Raw genomic sequence first — 16,496 nt, 5'->3', positions numbered from 1 at the left:
TAATTGATTACAACGTGAATGTCCGCGTAAAGCCGGACAACACGGGAGTTGAAACGGCAAACGTCAAAATGTCCATGAACCCATTTGACGAAATCGCTGTTGAAGAAGCCATTCGCCTGAAAGAAGCGGGCACAGCAACGGAAGTTGTTGTCGTTTCTATGGGGGAGAAAAAATGTCAGGAAACCATCCGTACCGCTTTGGCGATGGGTGCAGACCGTGGCATTTTGGTTGAAACCGATGACGAGCTGGAGCCGTTGGCAGTTGCCAAAATCCTCAAAGGCATCGTGGAAAAAGAAAGCCCGGACATGGTGTTCCTGGGCAAGCAAGCGATTGACGGTGACAACGCGCAAACCGGTCAAATGCTTGCTGCACTTCTGGATTGGCCGCAAGGCACATTCGCTTCTAAAGTCGAACTGGCTGACGGTGGCGTCAATGTCACGCGTGAAGTTGATGGTGGCTTGCAGACTCTGAAACTGAGCCTGCCTGCAATCGTCACGTCTGACTTGCGTTTGAACGAGCCGCGCTATGCGTCTTTGCCGAACATCATGAAAGCAAAGAAAAAGCCGCTTGAGACTGTCACACCGGCTGATTTCGGTGTGGATACTGCCGCACGCGTTAAAGTCCTGAAAGTTGAAGAACCAGCCAAGCGTCAAGCGGGCATTAAGGTTGCAACAGTCAGCGAACTTGTCGATAAACTGAAAAACGAAGCGAAGGTGGTGTAACATGTCTGTACTGGTTATTGCTGAACACGACAACGCGTCCATCAAAGACGCAACGTTGAACACAGTCACAGCGGCGAAAGAGCTGGGTGATGTGACTGTTTTGGTTGCTGGTAACGGTTGTGCGGCTGCGGGTGAAGCCGCTTCTAAAATCGACGGTGTGGTCAAAGTACTGGTTGCCGACGATGCAGCTTACGATCACGAAATCGCAGAAAACATGTCCACATTGGTCGTGTCTTTGGCGGGTGATTTTACGCACATTCTGGCACCTGCGACGGCAAACGGTCGTAACTTTATGCCGCGTATTGCGGCGTTGCTGGATGTTGCACAAATCTCCGATATTGTGAAAGTGGAAAGCGCTGACACGTTTGTTCGTCCGATCTATGCGGGTAACGCAATGGCGACGGTTCAGACGTCTGATGCAAAGAAAATCATCACGGTTCGTACAACCGGTTTTGATGCGGCAGCGACTGAAGGCGGTTCTGCGGCGGTTGAGTCTGTGGCGGCGGCTGGTTGCAGCGGTAAATCGACCCTGATCGGGGAAGAACTGTCCAAGTCTGAACGTCCTGAGCTGACCTCTGCGAAAGTTGTGATCTCTGGTGGTCGTGGCATGGGCAACGGCGAAAACTTCCAACTGCTTGAAAAAGTGGCTGACAAGTTGGGTGCTGCCATTGGGGCGTCCCGTGCCGCTGTGGATGCGGGCTTCGTGCCGAACGATCTGCAGGTTGGTCAAACAGGTAAGATCGTGGCACCGGAACTTTACATCGCAGTCGGTATCTCAGGGGCGATCCAGCACTTGGCTGGGATGAAAGATTCTAAAGTGATCGTCGCGATCAACAAAGACGAAGAAGCACCGATCTTCCAGGTTGCCGATTACGGTCTGGTTGCGGATCTCTTCGAAGCCGTACCGGAATTGGAAAAAGAGTTGGGTTAATCCCCAACTCCTTTTCACATTGCCGACTTTAACCCCTAACGGACGAAAAAGAGGGACCATGTCTGTAACAATTAAAACAATCGGTGTTATCGGTGCCGGTCAAATGGGTAACGGGATTGCACATGTTGCCGCTGTTGCCGGTTATACCGTTAAATTGATTGATGTGAGCCAGGATGCGTTGGATAACGCTGTGGCAACCATCACAAAAAACTTGGATCGCCAAGTTAAGAAAGGGAAGATCGCGCAGGCGGATCAGGATCAGGCGGTTGCTTTGATTAACTGTTCGACTGAGATGTCGGCTCTTTCTGATGCAGATCTGGTTATTGAAGCTGCCACAGAAAATGAAGAGGTCAAGAAATCGATCTTTAAACAAGTCTGTGCAGTTGTCAGCGCGGAGTGTCTGCTGGCGTCAAACACCTCTTCTATCTCGATCACACGCTTGGCGGCCTCTACTGACCGTCCGGAACGTTTCATCGGTATGCACTTTATGAATCCGGTGCCGGTGATGCAGTTGGTCGAGTTGATCCGCGGGATTGCGACAGATGAAAGCACCTATGAAGTCATCAAGGAAATGACGGCCCGTTTGGGTAAACGTTCTGTTTCTGCTGAAGATTTCCCGGCTTTCATCGTAAACCGTATCCTGTTGCCGATGATCAACGAAGCTGTTTACACCCTCTATGAAGGTGTTGGTTCTGTTGACTCTATCGATACAGCAATGCGTTTGGGTGCAAACCATCCGATGGGTCCGCTGCAATTGGCTGACTTCATTGGTCTGGATACCTGTCTTGCGATCATGAACGTCCTGCATGACGGCTTGGCTGATACAAAGTATCGTCCGTGTCCGCTGCTGGTAAAATATGTCGAAGCCGGTTGGCTGGGTCGCAAGACCGGTCGTGGTTTCTACGACTATAGCGGTGAGGAACCTGTTCCGACACGCTAAGTCTGTTAGATAGACAGAAAAAAGGCAGAAGGACGATGGTTCTTCTGCCTTTTTTTATGGGGAGAGTGCGCTTTAGATCAGATCAAGCACATTTTCAGGCGGACGACCCAGAACGGCCTTGTCGCCCTTTACAACGATCGGACGCTCAATGGCGCGTGGGTTTGCGACCATACCGGCGATCACGGCATCATCACTGAGGTTGTCGTCATTCAGGCCACATTCAGCGGCTTCTTTTTTGCGCAGCAACTTACGTGGTGCGAGGCCGAGCTTATCGAGAATATCTTTCAATTCTTCCATGCTGGGCGGATTTTCAAGATAAAGAACGACTTCCGGCGCGACGCCTTTTTCTTCGATCAGTTGCAGCGTCTGACGGGACTTACTGCAACGGGGATTATGATAAATAACAACGGACATAATGCGGAGAATCCTTTTAACTTTCGTAAGTTCGTGACAATACCATTCTCGCCTGAGTTTTGGAACTCTTCAAAGAAACTAAAGGCTAGAGAAAAATTTACGTAAAATTTCAAAAAAATATCGCTTTATAATTGAGAAAAACTGTATGCTAAAAGTAGACGGTGAGTTTTTTCGATTTGCTGAGAAAAAAATACGGACAAGGCTTTCCGTTTCACATAAATTACTACAAAGCGATGATTTGTTCTCGTATCCATCGGGGGTAAAAGCCATGACAAGGCTTGATGGGGCCAATTAGGAGAAAAAGACTATGTCGGGAGCCAACAAAAGACTCTTTAGCGCTGAATTAAAAATGAAACAGCGTATTGCTGAAAAAACTGGGGCAGCGCCTGCCGGTGTTGGTTTTGATCCCTCCGGTGTCTCCAATGAAGACCTTTTGACCGCCATTAAAGCTCTTCAATCTGAAGTCTTGATGCGTGTTGCCTACGCGAAAGAGCAGGAGAGTACGGGGGGCAGAAGCAAAAGCGATGCACTTCATGATGCGCAAGCCGACCATGACGAGGCGGTCGATGAAGTCAATATGTTGCGCACAGAAGTCCGCGCCCTGTCTCGCAGTATCCATGATACGAAACGTGAAATTAAAGCGTTGGGCATGAACGATGAAGATAAGTTTTCCATCGTCACCAATGAATTGGATGAGATTGTTGCCGCGACAGAACGCGCGACAGAAACCATCCTGAACTCCGCTGAACGCATTGATGATCTCGCCCAACAGTTGCGTCAACATTCCCCGGATCAGTTTGTGACCCAGTTGACGGATGAAATGTTGGAAAACACCATTGCGATGTTTGAAGCCTGTAACTTCCAGGATTTGTGCGGGCAGCGGACCACCAAAGTGGTCAATAGCCTGAAGTTCATTGAAGAACGTGTCGATAAAATGTTGGAAATCTGGGGCGAAGAAAACTTCGATACGGTAGATCATCCCGATGATGTTAAAGCAGAACGCGATAACCGTGCGCCCCATGGGGAAGAACTGCACGGCCCTGCTGAACATGGGGGCGGGATTTCCCAAGCCGATATCGATGCTTTATTCGATTAAGGTTGATCGATTTCATAAAAAAGGCTGGCTCCAGATGGAGGCCAGCCTTTTTTTGTGGATTTTAAGCCGTCTTATTCTTCGTCCCCACGCAGTTGGAAGCGGTAAGGATGGGGCGGGTAGATCCCGAGAATTTTGACGTTGGTGGTGAAGAATTCCAGTTCTTCCAAAGCCAGGCGGAGGTTGCGGTTGTCTGGATGGCCTTCTACATCGGCATAGAACTGGGCGGCGACAAAAGAGCCATCGACAATATAGCTTTCTAGCTTCGTCATGTTGACGCCGTTGGTTGCAAAGCCGCCTAAGGCTTTATAAAGCGCGGCGGGTACGTTGCGCACGCGAAAGACAAAAGAGGTCACAGGAACGCCGGCGTTGGGGTGTGGGATGACCGGGTCTTTGGACATAACGATAAAGCGCGTGGTGTTATGTTCGGCATCTTCAATGTCGGCAGCCAAGGAGGTCAGGCCATAAATCTCGCCTGCCAGTTCGGAGGCAATCACCGCTTTTGTGGTGTCACCGGATTGGGCAATATCTTTGGCAGAACCGGCGGTATCGACAGCAACGATCGGTTTGATGTCATGTTCTTTCAGGAAGTCACGGCATTGGTTGAGCGCATGGATATGGCTGTAGACTTCGGTGACATCTTCCAGCTTTGTGCCTTTTACGGCCAACAGATGATGGTTGATGCGCTGATAATGTTCCCCGATGATGTGCAGCCCGGATTCCGGTAGCAGGTGGTGAATATCCGCGACGCGACCCGCAACGGAGTTTTCAATCGGGATCATGGCAAGGCCAGCGTCGCCGTTGCGTACCGCAGCAAAGGCATCTTCAAACGTGCGACAGGGCAATGTGGTCATTTCTGGTCGGGACATGCGACAGGCAAGGTCTGAATAGGCGCCAAGTTCACCTTGAAAAGCGATGATCTTGGCGGGGTCTTTACTGCGAGAAAGTTCTGACATTTTATTTACTTTTTTAAAAGAGTGCGGGCACGTTCTAGGTCCGCCGGTGTATCCACACCTAACGGCACCGTATCGACAAGAGCAACATCGATCCGCATGCCGTTTTCAAGGGCACGCAGTTGCTCCAGCTTTTCACGTTGTTCCAGGATACCGGGACGCAGATTGACAAAGCGCGTCAAAGCTTCGCGTCTAAAGGCATAGAGACCAATGTGATGATAAAGCGGACCGTCGCCGTAAGGGGCGGTCGCGCGGGTAAAGTAAAGGCCGTGACCCACGTTGGCCCCCGGCTCGATTGCGCAGACAGCCTTGACCACGTTTGGGTTCGTGCGTTCTTCTTCTTCCGTGATTTCAACCGCGAGGGTTGCGATATCCACCGCTTCCTTGCCAAGGGGGGCAAAGACTTTGCGGATAATTTCCGGATCCAGTGTCGGCAGGTCGCCCTGTACGTTGACCACTGCATCATAATGCCCATCCGGGTCCATGTTTTTCACGGCTTCAAAAACCCGATCTGATCCGCTGGGGTGATCGGGTCTGGTCAGGACAGCAAGGCCGCCTGCTGCGGTGATGGCATCGGCAATCTCTTTTTCACCGCAGGCAACGACGACGGGGCCAATGTCGGCCTCCATCGCGCGGCGCCAGACGTGAACGATCATGGGTTCGCCATTGATATCCGCCAGCGGTTTACCGGGTAGACGTTCCGAAGCCATGCGCGCAGGAACGACAACAATTGGTTTTTTGGGTAAGGACATTTTGGATACTCGATTGATTTTCTTTCTTTTAGTTTTAGACGATTTCAAAGCACTATCCAAGTTATGAAATTTATTGACAGGGCATCTTGACGAAAAAAGAAAATAGATTATTTTTGAATGAACGTTCATTAAAAGGAAGTGTTCCATGGCCCGCCCCCGTTCTTTCAATAAAGATCAAGTGCTTGATCAGGTCATGATCCTGTTTTGGGAGAAAGGTTATGGCGCGACCTCGATGATGGATATCCAGCAGGCGACCGGCTTAAAGCCCGGGTCACTGTACGATTGCTTTGGCGGGAAGTATGAGCTGTTTTTGCAGGCGATTGATCACTATCGTCAGATGATTGTACAAAAGCGCCTCCAAAAACTGACTGCCCCCGGCCCCGCACGCCAACGCCTTGAAGAATTTTTCAACGATCTGGTTGAGTTTTCCTTGGGGGAAGGGCGCAAGCTGGGCTGTCTTATGTCAAATACTGCGGTGGAAATGGCGCCCCATGACGCAACGGCAAGGGAGATCGTGCAGGACAATCTTGTGGAAATTGCACTGGCTTTTTGCGAGGTCATTGAAGACGGCCAATCCAGTGGAGAATTTACCACACAGGAAAACCCCGAAGATCTTGCCCGTTTCCTCACCAGTACGGTACAGGGCCTGAGGGTTATGGCAAAAAGCGGCACATCTGCGGATACGTTAAAAACAACCAGCCGTTTAGCACTTCAGCTGCTCGGCTAATTTTTTTGATTAATATTGAATGATCGTTCAATAAAGGAGACTTAAATGGTTAAACCACGTCAACTCGTGCCCGATTTCTCTGTTGATTTGCTTGACGGCACGACATGGACTTTATCGGATCAATCACCGGAAAATTTCACCATGGTGGTTGTATACCGGGGCTATCACTGCCCGTTGTGTAATGTCTACCTCAACAAGCTGAATAAAATTGCTGATGAGTTGAAAGCAAAAGGCGTCACTGTGTTGGTGACCAGCTCCGATACACCGGAACGGGCGAAAAAAGCACAGCAAGACTGGGGGCTGGACAAGCTTGCCCTGTCCTCTGGTTTACGCATTGAAGATGCCCGCGCGCTTGGTTTGTATGTGTCACAAGGCATTGGCGTGACGTCTGTCGGTGTGGAAGAACCTGAGCTGTTTGCAGAGCCGGGCCTGTTTATGATCAAGCCGGATCAAACGCTTTATTTTGCAGACATTCAGACCATGCCGTTTTTGCGCCCTGATTTGTCCAGCTTGCTGGCGAACCTCGATTTTATTCTGGCAAAAGGCTATCCCGCGCGCGGTGAAGCCTGATATGGTCTTTGCCCTGTCGCATATCCCTGCGGCAGGGCAAAGGAGCCAAACGATGACCAAGAAGATATATCTTGCCGGACCGGGCGTTTTTTATCCTGACCCGCTGGCTGAAGGCGAGCGTTTAAAAGGCCTGTGCGCGCGTTTTGGGCTACAGGGAGTCTTTCCTATGGATGCGGCGCTTGACCTTACCGATATGGAGAAGGGAGAGGCGGCACATGCGATCTATCAGGCAAATATAGACCTGATTGCCCAATCAGATGCGCTCATTGCGGACATGCAGGCCTTTCGGGGGCCCGGCATGGACGGTGGCACTGCGTTTGAGATGGGCTATGCCGAAGCCCTTGGTAAACCTGTCGTCGGATATAATGCGCAAGGCTTTTATCTCGCGCGGACCCGCCAGTATTATAAGGGCTTACGCACCACTGAAGGCCATGAGGTTGATCCGGCTGGCTTGACGGTGGAGGATTTTGATCAGGTGGATAACCTGATGATGTCGTGCTCAGCAGATGTGATTGTCGCGGATGAAAAGGCAGCCCTTGAGTGGCTTACGCGTCATTTCGAAGAGGGCTGACAACGGCAATATAAAAGCCGATCAGCAAGGCGATGAAGAGGGTCGATAGGAGTGACCCTAATTGGGTGACAATATGTGCCGGCCCAATCCCAACATGCGCAATCCAGAGGGTCTGCGCCTGAAGGGCGCACGCGCAGATAAAGGCCAAGGCAAACATGGGATTAAACTTCACCCCGCTCAGCATGCACCACAGTCCGATCAAAACGGTTAGCACACTGATGATCCATAAGGGATAGGTCAGGCGATAGTCGACATGCCACAGAGCGCGATAATGATCCCATGTGATCTTGAGAAAGGCCAGCGGGTCTTGAATGATCCGCGCGTTGGCGATATCCATGCGGATTTCATTTTCCGACTTTTCCAGCAGTTGGGCGGCCTGAGAAATTTCTTGTTGGGCAAAACCGTTTTTAATCCGTTGCTTGTGATAGTTCAGCAGCGAGACACGGTCATCAAATGAGGCAGTCTGCCAGATCTCGGCTCTTACGTTTGCAAGTTCTGTTTCAATTAGGGACCAGATGATCGTGCGGGGGTCTTTTTCTGCGTAGGGGCTGTCTTGCGTTGTGTCCATCAGGGCCGCGCCAAAAAAGACGTGCGGCGCGTGCGGTTTGTCGGTGCTGCGTTCATGTACGGCAGAATGGGTCGTACTTTCAATGGTGACAAACAGGGTACAGACAATGGCGGGAATGAAAAAGACTTTGGCGAAAGAGCAGTTGTTTTTGCGTGCAATAAGGGGCGCGGCGAAGAGCAGTAGGATCAGATAGGCCCAGCCATTGGCTTCTAAAAGGATACAACAGGCGATGGAAAACCCAAAACCGGCCAGATTTAAAACCCAGCATCGCCCAAAGGAGGAAATGAAAAACGCCAAGGCCAAGAGGCTAAAACTGAGAAACAGCGATTGCGGCAAGATGGCGTAATGGACTGACAGGCTATAGGGGTTGAAAAGAATGGGAAGGGAAATCAGGAGGCTGTGTAAATTGTTGTTGGTGTTCTTGAATATACTGAGAGAAAGATAAAAGACACTGAAGGCAAAAAACCAGATCTGTGCATGGACAACCCACATTCTGTTGAGCGAAAAAAGCTCAATGACATTGAGGAAGACCGGATATCCTAAGGGGTAAGCCTCTGAAAACCTTAAATATTCGAGGGAGACTTCGTTGAGAATAGGCTCGGAGAAGGGCATCCATGACAAATAGACCGCCAAAAGGATCGGTAGGAGGCTATGGAGGAAAACCGTACGTTTTGTTAGCCGGACACGAAGCATTTATGATAGGACCTGACAAATATTTCGTCCACTTTGCATAAATAGTGATTAAAATGCAAGTGTTTAGGCAAAATGCTTGATAAAATCGCACATGGCTTTCTTGACGGTGTCGAGGGACTGAAAGTGCGGAATATGTGCACAGTTTGGGATCATAAGCGGCGTGGCCGGCCCGGTGGAATTTTCAACGATGGATTGAACCTGATGCTGGGTGCCATATTCATCATCAATCCCCTGAATAACCAGCAAAGGGCAGGTAATATTGGGGAGCATCTGTTCGATGTTCCAATGTTTAAACTCTGGTGAAAGCCAGGTTTGATACCAGCCCATGAAGGCTTTTTCCGTATTGTCGAAGTGGTATTTTTCCAATTTTTCTTTCAGATCGGTGGTGCGATACAGCTCGCCCGCCTCTGTGATGCCTTTGATGCCGATGTCTTCCAGAAAAACGTGGGCAGCTTCGGTGATGGTGGCGACGGGTCTGTCAGGATGGGTTGCGGCATAAATTAAGGCGATGGAGCCTCCGTCGCTGTGACCGATGAGCAGCGGTTTTTCAATACCGGCCTGTTCAAGAACGGCGGGCAGGATGATCCCGCCTTCGCGTTCCAGATAATCGATCGGGCGCGGGATGAGACCCAGCGGGGCCGATTGTCCAAAGCCGATCCGTTCGTAGACAAAGCCGTTTAAGCCGCTTGCCTGACAGAGTTGTTCGGGAAAATCTTTCCACATCTCAAGACAGCCTAACCCTTCATGCAGAAAAACGAGGGTAGGTTTATCGCTTTCTGGGGTCAGGATAATATGCTTGGCGCGCATATGTTGTTGATTGTAGCTGATCTCTTGGAGGCGGATTTCCACGGCAAACCTTATTGTTCATAGATTAAAAACGGGCACACTATACAATAGCCTGTAAGCCGAACAATATTAATTTAACGGTCAGGTTGATCGGTTTGGAAGCTGACGTCCTAATCCAGTATCTCTTTAACGGTTTTAAGCAGTTCGTGGAGGTAAAAAGGTTTGGACAGTGTGGCAAATGCCCCCATGCTTTGGGCAAAACTGAGCGGGTCAAACCGATGGGAGATTACGCCGGTCATAGCGATCATGGGGAAACGGCCTTGCATGCTGGCTATTGTTTCGAAGCCGCCTTTTTTGGGCATATAAATATCAATGATGGCTAAATCAATGGGATGATCCCGCGCAGCTTTCAGTGCTTCTTCTCCATCGCGGGCGACGTGGGTCTGATAGCCATGGGTTTCGAGGTACGTTTGTGTACTTTCGAGCACCATTGGATCGTCATCTACGATCAGGATGGATTTCATCTGAGACTTCCCCAAAAATCAGACTTTATGAACTGTAGTGTGTCACAGGTTGCAACGCCTACAACCCCCTATTCGGGTGAGAGAGGTTCAATCTTGATGACTAAAATCGACAAGCGGGCGCGGGAGGGTGAAATAGAAGGTTGCGCCTTCATTGACCTTGGCTTCTGCCCAGACGTCGCCGCCGTGGCGATGGATGACGCGCTGCACTGTAGCAAGCCCGACCCCGTTGCCTTCAAAATCGCGCGAGGAGTGTAGACGCTGGAAGGGGGCGAACAGTTTATTGGCATAGGCCATATCAAACCCGGCCCCGTTGTCGCGCACATAATAAGCGACTTCGTTGTTCACGATGGTGGTCCCAAAGCTGATGACCGGATGAGCGGTCTGGGCGGTATATTTCCAGACGTTATTGATCAGGTTTTCCAGAACTACCCGCATAAAGCGCTTATCGGCATAGGCGGTGACATTGGGGGCAATGTCTTGGGTGATCTGGCGCTCAGGTCTGTCTTGGGCATATTCCGATGCAATTTCCTGAAACAGTTCGGACAGATTAAAGTCTGCGCGGTGCAGGTCCCCACGGGTGGAGCGTGAGAGCTTCAACAGGTCATTGATCAGGGTCTCCATCCGTTGCGTGCCTTTGCGGACCCGATCGAGATAATGGGTGGCCTGATCATCCAGTTGACCGGCATATTCGTCATACAAAATATTGCTAAACCCGCCGATGGTGCGTAACGGCGCGCGCAAGTCATGGGAGACGGAATAGGTAAACGATTCCATTTCCCGATTGGCAGCTTCCAGCTCGCTTGTGCGTTGTTTGACCCGTTCTTCCAGACGCAGGTTGAGCTGGCGAATGGTGTTTTGATTGCGCTTGAGTTCTTCTTCGGTCAGATAGCGTTGTTGTAGGGTCTGGTCAAAGTCACTCAGGATATTGTTGATCTTGCGGATCAGCAGGCCGAGTTCATCTTCGCTGTGGCCGGGCGGGATGTTCAACTGGGTTTTGCCCGGTTGATTGGGGTCAATGGTCGTGAGACTGGAAATGGTCATCATGACCGGCCGCCCTAGGGTGAAGTAAAACAGAACCCCAAAAAAGATGGCGAGGCCAAAGTTTCGCAAGATACCTGTTAGGATGACCAGCCCGGCGCGGTCTAAAAAGTCCTGCGCGATCAGGAAACGGTCAACAAGTACGCGCATTTCCCCGATAACGGTTTTGCCATCACCGATATAAAGCGGCACGGTATAAAGGTTTTGATCTGCGCGGATCAAAGGGCCCAGCCACGAGAGTTCATGTTTGGTCAGGGGGCGTTCAAGGGAAGCCAGTTCGCGACCAAAATCATCGGTGATCTGGGCAGAATAAATCGGGTCATATTCAAACAGCCCTTTGACAACGCGTAACGCCAGCTCATTATTCAGGCTATAGGCGGCCTGGGCGGCAGATTCTTTTGTGGTGTTGAGAACCTGAAGGACGGTTTGGTCAGTCCGGCGTTGTTCCGAACTCAGGTCATAGACAATCTGGGCAAGGGACACGACCACGCCGAGGGCAAGTGCAACCAGCAACGCGTTGCGCGTATGGCGAAAAAACAGACGGTTGCTGAGTTTGATATTCATGGACTGCCCTGACTTGCTCCCCTGCTGAAGTCAGGTCAGATAGTAGTGGAATTACACGATGATGGCAATTCATAGAAAGGTTTGATTGATAATCCCTTTCCCCATTCAAGAAAATGGAGAAAGGGAGGGATATCAAAAATGGGAGAGGGCTTAGGTGAGTTGCGCCGCCATGGAGTGTCCGAGGATAAACTCTTTCACTTTACCGAAAGCACGCGCTTCCAGCTGACGCACACGCTCACGCGAAATGCCGTATTCATCCCCCAGTTCTTCAAGGGTTGGTGGCTCATCGCTGAGGTGACGACGCTCGAAAATGTCGCGATCGCGTTCGGACAGGTTTTCAAGCGCTTCCCCAACGACTTCGCTGCGCAAAGACATCATCTGGGACTGGGAGGCAAGCGTTTCCGGGCTGGGGCGATTATCTTCCAACAGATCCTGATGTTCTCCGCCTTCATCAATGGAAAGCGGCGCATTGAGCGACATGTCACGCGCAGCCAAACGGCTGTTGAGCTGACGCACTTCGTCGATGGTCGCGTTGGTTTCTTCGGCGATTGCCAGCGCCTGTTCATCGGTCAGGTCACCATTATCGACGATTTCCAGTTTGCGTTTGGTACGACGAAGCGAGAAGAACAGTTTTTTCTGCGCCGCCATTGTGCCCAAACGGACCATAGACCAGCTTTGCAGAATATATTCTGTTACAGAAGCACGGATCCACCACATCGCATAGGTGGACAGGCGGAAGCCTTTTTCCGGCTCGAATTTTTTGACGGCTTTCATCAGGCCGACGTTACCTTCCGAAATCAGGTCGGCAACCGGAAGACCGTAGCCTTTGTATCCCATCGCGATTTTCGCAACGAGACGCAGGTGGCTGGTCACCAGTTTATGCGCGGCATCCACATCGCCACTGTCGTGGAAACGTTTGGCCAGCATATATTCTTCATCCGCAGTCAGAAGGGGAAATTCCCAAGCTTCACGCAGATAACGGTTAAGACTGTCACCGGAATCGCTCGGCAGAGCGGGTAAGTTGGCAGACAAAACTGACATTCTTGATACTCCCTATACTCACAAGTGGCAGTCGCATTAGAGTCGAGAATAGACTATGGCGCCTGCCAAACACGCTAAAAACAAAGCACGTGTTCAAAAGAATAATGTTGGTTCTTCCGGTGCATTAAATTTTATGCACCCTGACCTTATCTTGTGTTACGTAAAGGGTGAGTGAAGTAGATCACAGTCATGGTCATATCCTTATCAAAGCAATACGAATTCATGTTCACGTTTTCGTGATCTCCACCAAATCGGCGCAAGATCAACACGACAAAGCCCCCGATATGGGCAACTTTCCCGTTATGTTCCGCATTATCGGGAATTTTATCGCAGTTGTCAAGAATGTCACATAAAACCGGTCGGATATTTTTGTGGTCTAAAACCGCTTGCAGACGGTATACAGGGGGATGCAATGATAAAAGAGAGTGAACAAATGACCTTACCTTTGATCGTCGGGATCTCCGGCGCATCCGGTGTAATTTATGGTGTGGAACTGTTGCGCGCCTTAAAAGCCATCGGACATCCGACCCATTTGGTGATCAGTGATAATGCCCAGATCAATCTGGAACTGGAAACCGATGTCAGTCTGGAAGAGGTCAAGTCATTGGCGGATGTGGTCTATGATACCAAAAACATGGGCGCGGCAATTTCCAGTGGATCGTTCAAGACCAAAGGGATGATTATTGCGCCCTGTGCGATCAAGACTCTGTCGGGAATCGCGATCTCCAACAATTCCAACCTGTTGATCCGTTCGGCTGATGTTTGTTTGAAAGAACATCGCCGCCTTGTCCTGATGGTGCGCGAGACGCCTTTGCATAAAGGTCATCTGGAACTGATGGCGAAATGTGCTGATCTGGGGGCGACCATCCTGCCGCCGGTGCCGGCCTTTTATCATAAGCCACAGACCGTGCAGGACATTATCCATCAAAGCATCGGCAAGGCGCTGGATCAGTTTGATATTGAACATAATCTGTTTGAGCGCTGGAAAGGGGTTTAATGCGGTCTGACTCAGGATCGATAGCACCCCTCCTCCCCTATCGGCTGTCGGCTTTTTATATTGCCATCTTTTGCGTCATCGGCTCCCAAATGCCGTTTTGGCCTGTCTGGTTGCAGGCTCAAGGTATGGGCGGGGTTGAAATTGGCGTGCTGACAGCTATCCCTGTTTTAGCAAAATTGATCTTTTCCCCGCTCTTTGCCAGTTTGGGCGATCGACTCGGGGAAAGGAAGCGTCTGATGCTGTTGTTTTTGACGGCGGCTTTGATCAGTTTTCTGGCGTTTCAGTTGGTGAGTGGCTTTGTCGGCTTGCTCGTCGTGTCCTTGCTTTATGGGATGTTCTGGGCACCGCTGATGTCTTTTGGTGACAATATCACGTTATTATCTACCCGCGGGACAGATCTGCAATATGGACGGTTGCGCCTGTGGGGATCGATCAGTTTTATCGCCATGTCCTTTGGGGTTGGTCTGGTGCTGGACCAAAGCGGCGATCAAATGGTTTATTGGGTGATTTTATCTTCGATCCTCTTGACCTTTTTAGTGACATTGGGGTTGCCGGACGTGCGGGTCACGCCGCTGGGCAAGGCAGGTAAGCCGATCCGCCGATTGCTCAAAGATAAAGGTTTTCGACTGTTTTTGATGTGTGTTGCGTTTATTCACGGCAGTCATGCGCTTTATTATGCCTTTGCAACTTTGCATTGGCGGTCGTTGGGGTATAGCGACGCCTTGATCGGGTTTTTATGGGCTGAAGCAGTGGTGGCCGAGGTCGTTTTTTTTATCTTTGGTAGTAAAATAAATGCCCGAGTCGCAGCCTATGGTTTACTGATTCTGGCCGCTTCAACTGCTGCGTTCCGTTGGGCGGCTTATGCATACGACCCTAGTTTTATTGTCATATTTATTTTTCAGCTTTTACATGCGTTCAGTTTCGGGGCCATGCATCTAGGTGCCATGAGCTATATGAATCGCGCTGTATCTGTGGATCTATCAGCAACCGCGCAGAGCCTTTATGGGGCATCCGCCTATGGGTTGGGCGCGGGGGTGACCCTGATGTTTGTGGGCATGATGTATGAAGCTTGGGGCGCGCAGGCATTTTTTATAATGACTCTGATGTGTATAGCTGGCACCATTTGTGCTCTTGCTCTCAGGCGACACGAGAAACGCCAGACGCAAGCCAGCGAAACATAAACATTGGATGTTCCATGAATACGCCACATCGCCGTAAAGAGTGGCTGGAGTTCAAGGAATGGTGCGTAGCTCGAAAGTTAAAAGCTTTACCTGCTCACCCTTGGACGGTCTCGGCCTATATTGTCTGGTTGGATGCCAACCGTAGATACCGCACGTTACATAGACGTCTGGACGTGATTGCGCGCGTGCATGTCCGTGGCTGTGTCCGTTCGCCGGATGCGGATGCGCTGGTGCAACGCACGTTGATGGTGTTGGAACGTCGCCGCCTTGCCGGTCCGCATAAGTCCTTTACCGGACAGGATCTGCTGGAACCGGCGAAAAAACGTGCTTGTTCATTGAAGCCCGTTCAACAGAAACCGGCGCTGCGTCATGTGCCGCCGTTGGTCGCACGCCGTCCACAACCCGAAGCCTAAGCTTTTTAAGGGCTAGAGTTTCCCCAGTAAAATGGTCGCGAGTAAAATCCAGCCGAAATGGCGGTTGGCTTTAAACAGATAGAGGCAGCGATCCGGGTTATAGATATCAAGGGTGACAATCTGCCAGACCAGATGGGCCGCACAAGCCGCAAGCCCGATATAAAAGTAGAGAGATACCCCAGCCAGATATCCGGCAGTGCCGATCAATCCCAAACAACAGAGATAAAGTACCCAGAGCGCAGGCTTGGTTTTGGCACCGAGCTTAAGCGCGCTTGATTTCACCCCGATCATGATGTCGTCGTCTTTATCCTGATGGGCATAAATCGTGTCATAGCCCATGGTCCAGAACCATCCGGCAAAATACAGGCAGACAGCGGCCCAGCCGACTTGCCCCTGCACCGCCGCCCAGCCCACAAGCGCGCCCCAGTTAAAGGTTAATCCCAGAATCGCTTGGGGCCAATAGGTCCAGCGTTTGCAAAACGGATAGATAAAGACCAGACCTAAAGACGCAATCCCCAGCATAATCGTATAGTTGTTAAACTGGATAAGAACGCCAAGTCCGATGAGACAGAGCAACCCCATGAAGGTAATGGCCTGCTTTAGGCTGACATCCCCATTGGGGAGCGGGCGCGTCGCGGTGCGCGCAACCTGACCATCGAAATGACGATCGGCAATATCATTCATGACACAACCGGCCCCGCGCATGACAAAAGCGCCAAAGGCCATCAAGGCCATATAATACACATTGGGCCAAAGGTCTGCGGCAAGGGACAGGCTCCACCAGCAGGGGAACAGCAACAGCCATGTTCCGATCGGGCGGTCTGCGCGCATGAGGATCAGATAAGGCTGGATAAAGCGGGGCATCTGCCCAACCCAGCCCTGATAAATAATGTCACTTTTGGTCGTTGTTTTATTCTGTATCATGGGGTCTGTTGATACACCTTTTTAGCGATTGGCAAAAGGCAGAGATTGCGAATAAGTCAGTTTACCTATGTTCTTTATATAGAATACAGTAGGG

General features: G+C 50.7%; 19 protein-coding genes. 10 read left to right on the top strand and 9 right to left on the bottom strand.

Annotated features, from left to right (window positions below; genetic code table 11):
- The first annotated feature begins 2 nt into the window (after positions 1-2).
- The 3 genes from Q397_RS0114015 to Q397_RS0114005 are packed head-to-tail and all read left to right on the top strand — an operon-like array spanning position 3 to position 2,593.
- A complete protein-coding gene (locus tag Q397_RS0114015) occupies positions 3-722 on the top strand; it encodes an electron transfer flavoprotein subunit beta/FixA family protein (protein ID WP_028879952.1) in 720 nt (239 codons plus the stop codon).
- A gap of 1 nt (position 723) precedes the next feature.
- On the top strand, positions 724-1,653 hold the full coding sequence (locus tag Q397_RS0114010) for an electron transfer flavoprotein subunit alpha/FixB family protein (protein WP_028879951.1): 930 nt from the start codon (positions 724-726) through the stop codon (positions 1,651-1,653).
- A gap of 58 nt (positions 1,654-1,711) precedes the next feature.
- Positions 1,712-2,593, top strand: coding sequence for a 3-hydroxybutyryl-CoA dehydrogenase (locus Q397_RS0114005; RefSeq protein WP_028879950.1), 882 nt, complete (start codon positions 1,712-1,714; stop codon positions 2,591-2,593).
- Positions 2,594-2,665: 72 nt separating this feature from the next.
- Here Q397_RS0114005 and arsC read toward each other — a convergent pair whose 3' ends face one another.
- Positions 2,666-3,007: an arsenate reductase (glutaredoxin) gene (gene arsC / locus Q397_RS0114000; protein ID WP_028879949.1), complete on the bottom strand. Its 342-nt coding sequence runs from the start codon at positions 3,005-3,007 to the stop codon at positions 2,666-2,668.
- Between the two features lie 349 nt (positions 3,008-3,356).
- Here arsC and Q397_RS0113995 point away from each other — a divergent pair, with 349 nt between their 5' ends.
- Positions 3,357-4,103 (top strand): hypothetical protein, encoded by a 747-nt coding sequence (locus Q397_RS0113995; RefSeq protein WP_156950733.1) that lies wholly within the window; start codon positions 3,357-3,359, stop codon positions 4,101-4,103.
- A 71-nt stretch (positions 4,104-4,174) separates the two neighbouring features.
- Here the strand turns inward: Q397_RS0113995 and Q397_RS0113990 are convergent, their stop codons facing one another.
- Positions 4,175-5,056 (bottom strand): prephenate dehydratase, encoded by an 882-nt coding sequence (locus Q397_RS0113990; RefSeq protein ID WP_038013996.1) that lies wholly within the window; start codon positions 5,054-5,056, stop codon positions 4,175-4,177.
- Positions 5,057-5,061: 5 nt separating this feature from the next.
- Entirely contained in the window at positions 5,062-5,805 is a 744-nt protein-coding gene (locus Q397_RS0113985; RefSeq protein ID WP_028879946.1) for a 3-deoxy-manno-octulosonate cytidylyltransferase, read from the bottom strand.
- Positions 5,806-5,950: 145 nt separating this feature from the next.
- On the opposite strand from Q397_RS0113985, the gene Q397_RS0113980 reads away from it, so the two are divergent.
- Genes Q397_RS0113980 through Q397_RS22650 form a run of 3 tightly spaced genes read left to right on the top strand, consistent with a single transcriptional unit; the run spans position 5,951 to position 7,673 of the window.
- Entirely contained in the window at positions 5,951-6,532 is a 582-nt protein-coding gene (locus Q397_RS0113980) for a TetR/AcrR family transcriptional regulator (RefSeq protein ID WP_028879945.1), read from the top strand.
- Positions 6,533-6,577: 45 nt separating this feature from the next.
- Positions 6,578-7,102 (top strand): peroxiredoxin-like family protein, encoded by a 525-nt coding sequence (locus Q397_RS0113975; RefSeq protein ID WP_028879944.1) that lies wholly within the window; start codon positions 6,578-6,580, stop codon positions 7,100-7,102.
- Between the two features lie 52 nt (positions 7,103-7,154).
- Positions 7,155-7,673, top strand: coding sequence for a nucleoside 2-deoxyribosyltransferase (locus Q397_RS22650; RefSeq protein ID WP_038014038.1), 519 nt, complete (start codon positions 7,155-7,157; stop codon positions 7,671-7,673).
- On the opposite strand, the gene Q397_RS0113965 is transcribed toward Q397_RS22650, so the two are convergent.
- The 5 genes from Q397_RS0113965 to rpoH form a co-directional block, all read right to left on the bottom strand.
- On the bottom strand, positions 7,648-8,934 hold the full coding sequence (locus Q397_RS0113965; protein WP_156950732.1) for a hypothetical protein: 1,287 nt from the start codon (positions 8,932-8,934) through the stop codon (positions 7,648-7,650). The two genes, Q397_RS22650 and Q397_RS0113965, sit on opposite strands and share 26 nt — an antisense overlap.
- A gap of 63 nt (positions 8,935-8,997) precedes the next feature.
- A complete protein-coding gene (locus Q397_RS22645; protein ID WP_051610034.1) occupies positions 8,998-9,783 on the bottom strand; it encodes an alpha/beta fold hydrolase in 786 nt (261 codons plus the stop codon).
- A gap of 107 nt (positions 9,784-9,890) precedes the next feature.
- The gene (locus Q397_RS0113955) at positions 9,891-10,244 is read right to left on the bottom strand and encodes a response regulator (RefSeq protein WP_028879942.1); all 354 of its coding nucleotides are present in this window, start codon (positions 10,242-10,244) and stop codon (positions 9,891-9,893) included.
- An 87-nt stretch (positions 10,245-10,331) separates the two neighbouring features.
- Positions 10,332-11,846: an ATP-binding protein gene (locus Q397_RS24290; protein ID WP_051610033.1), complete on the bottom strand. Its 1,515-nt coding sequence runs from the start codon at positions 11,844-11,846 to the stop codon at positions 10,332-10,334.
- 150 nt (positions 11,847-11,996) lie between these two features.
- Positions 11,997-12,887, bottom strand: a complete 891-nt coding sequence (gene rpoH / locus Q397_RS0113945; RefSeq protein WP_028879940.1) for an RNA polymerase sigma factor RpoH — start codon at positions 12,885-12,887, stop codon at positions 11,997-11,999.
- Between the two features lie 412 nt (positions 12,888-13,299).
- Here rpoH and Q397_RS0113935 point away from each other — a divergent pair, with 412 nt between their 5' ends.
- From Q397_RS0113935 to Q397_RS0113925, 3 genes are read left to right on the top strand one after another with little or no spacing between them, the layout of a single operon-like run.
- Complete coding sequence (locus tag Q397_RS0113935; RefSeq protein ID WP_240475075.1) at positions 13,300-13,884, top strand: UbiX family flavin prenyltransferase; 585 nt, start codon at positions 13,300-13,302, stop codon at positions 13,882-13,884.
- Positions 13,884-15,065 carry an MFS transporter gene (locus tag Q397_RS22635; protein ID WP_051610032.1) on the top strand — a complete coding sequence of 394 codons (1,182 nt, stop codon included), beginning with the start codon at positions 13,884-13,886 and terminating at the stop codon, positions 15,063-15,065. The genes Q397_RS0113935 and Q397_RS22635 overlap by 1 nt, the downstream gene beginning before the upstream one ends.
- Before the next feature lie 14 nt (positions 15,066-15,079).
- Positions 15,080-15,478, top strand: coding sequence for a hypothetical protein (locus Q397_RS0113925; RefSeq protein WP_028879937.1), 399 nt, complete (start codon positions 15,080-15,082; stop codon positions 15,476-15,478).
- 12 nt (positions 15,479-15,490) lie between these two features.
- Here the strand turns inward: Q397_RS0113925 and ubiA are convergent, their stop codons facing one another.
- A complete protein-coding gene (gene ubiA, locus Q397_RS0113920) occupies positions 15,491-16,402 on the bottom strand; it encodes a 4-hydroxybenzoate octaprenyltransferase (RefSeq protein WP_038013991.1) in 912 nt (303 codons plus the stop codon).
- Between the last annotated feature and the right edge of the window lie 94 nt (positions 16,403-16,496).

This window comes from Terasakiella pusilla DSM 6293, from assembly GCF_000688235.1.
Taxonomy (GTDB): domain Bacteria; phylum Pseudomonadota; class Alphaproteobacteria; order Rhodospirillales; family Terasakiellaceae; genus Terasakiella; species Terasakiella pusilla.
This window is presented reverse-complemented; position numbering and strand designations above follow the sequence as displayed.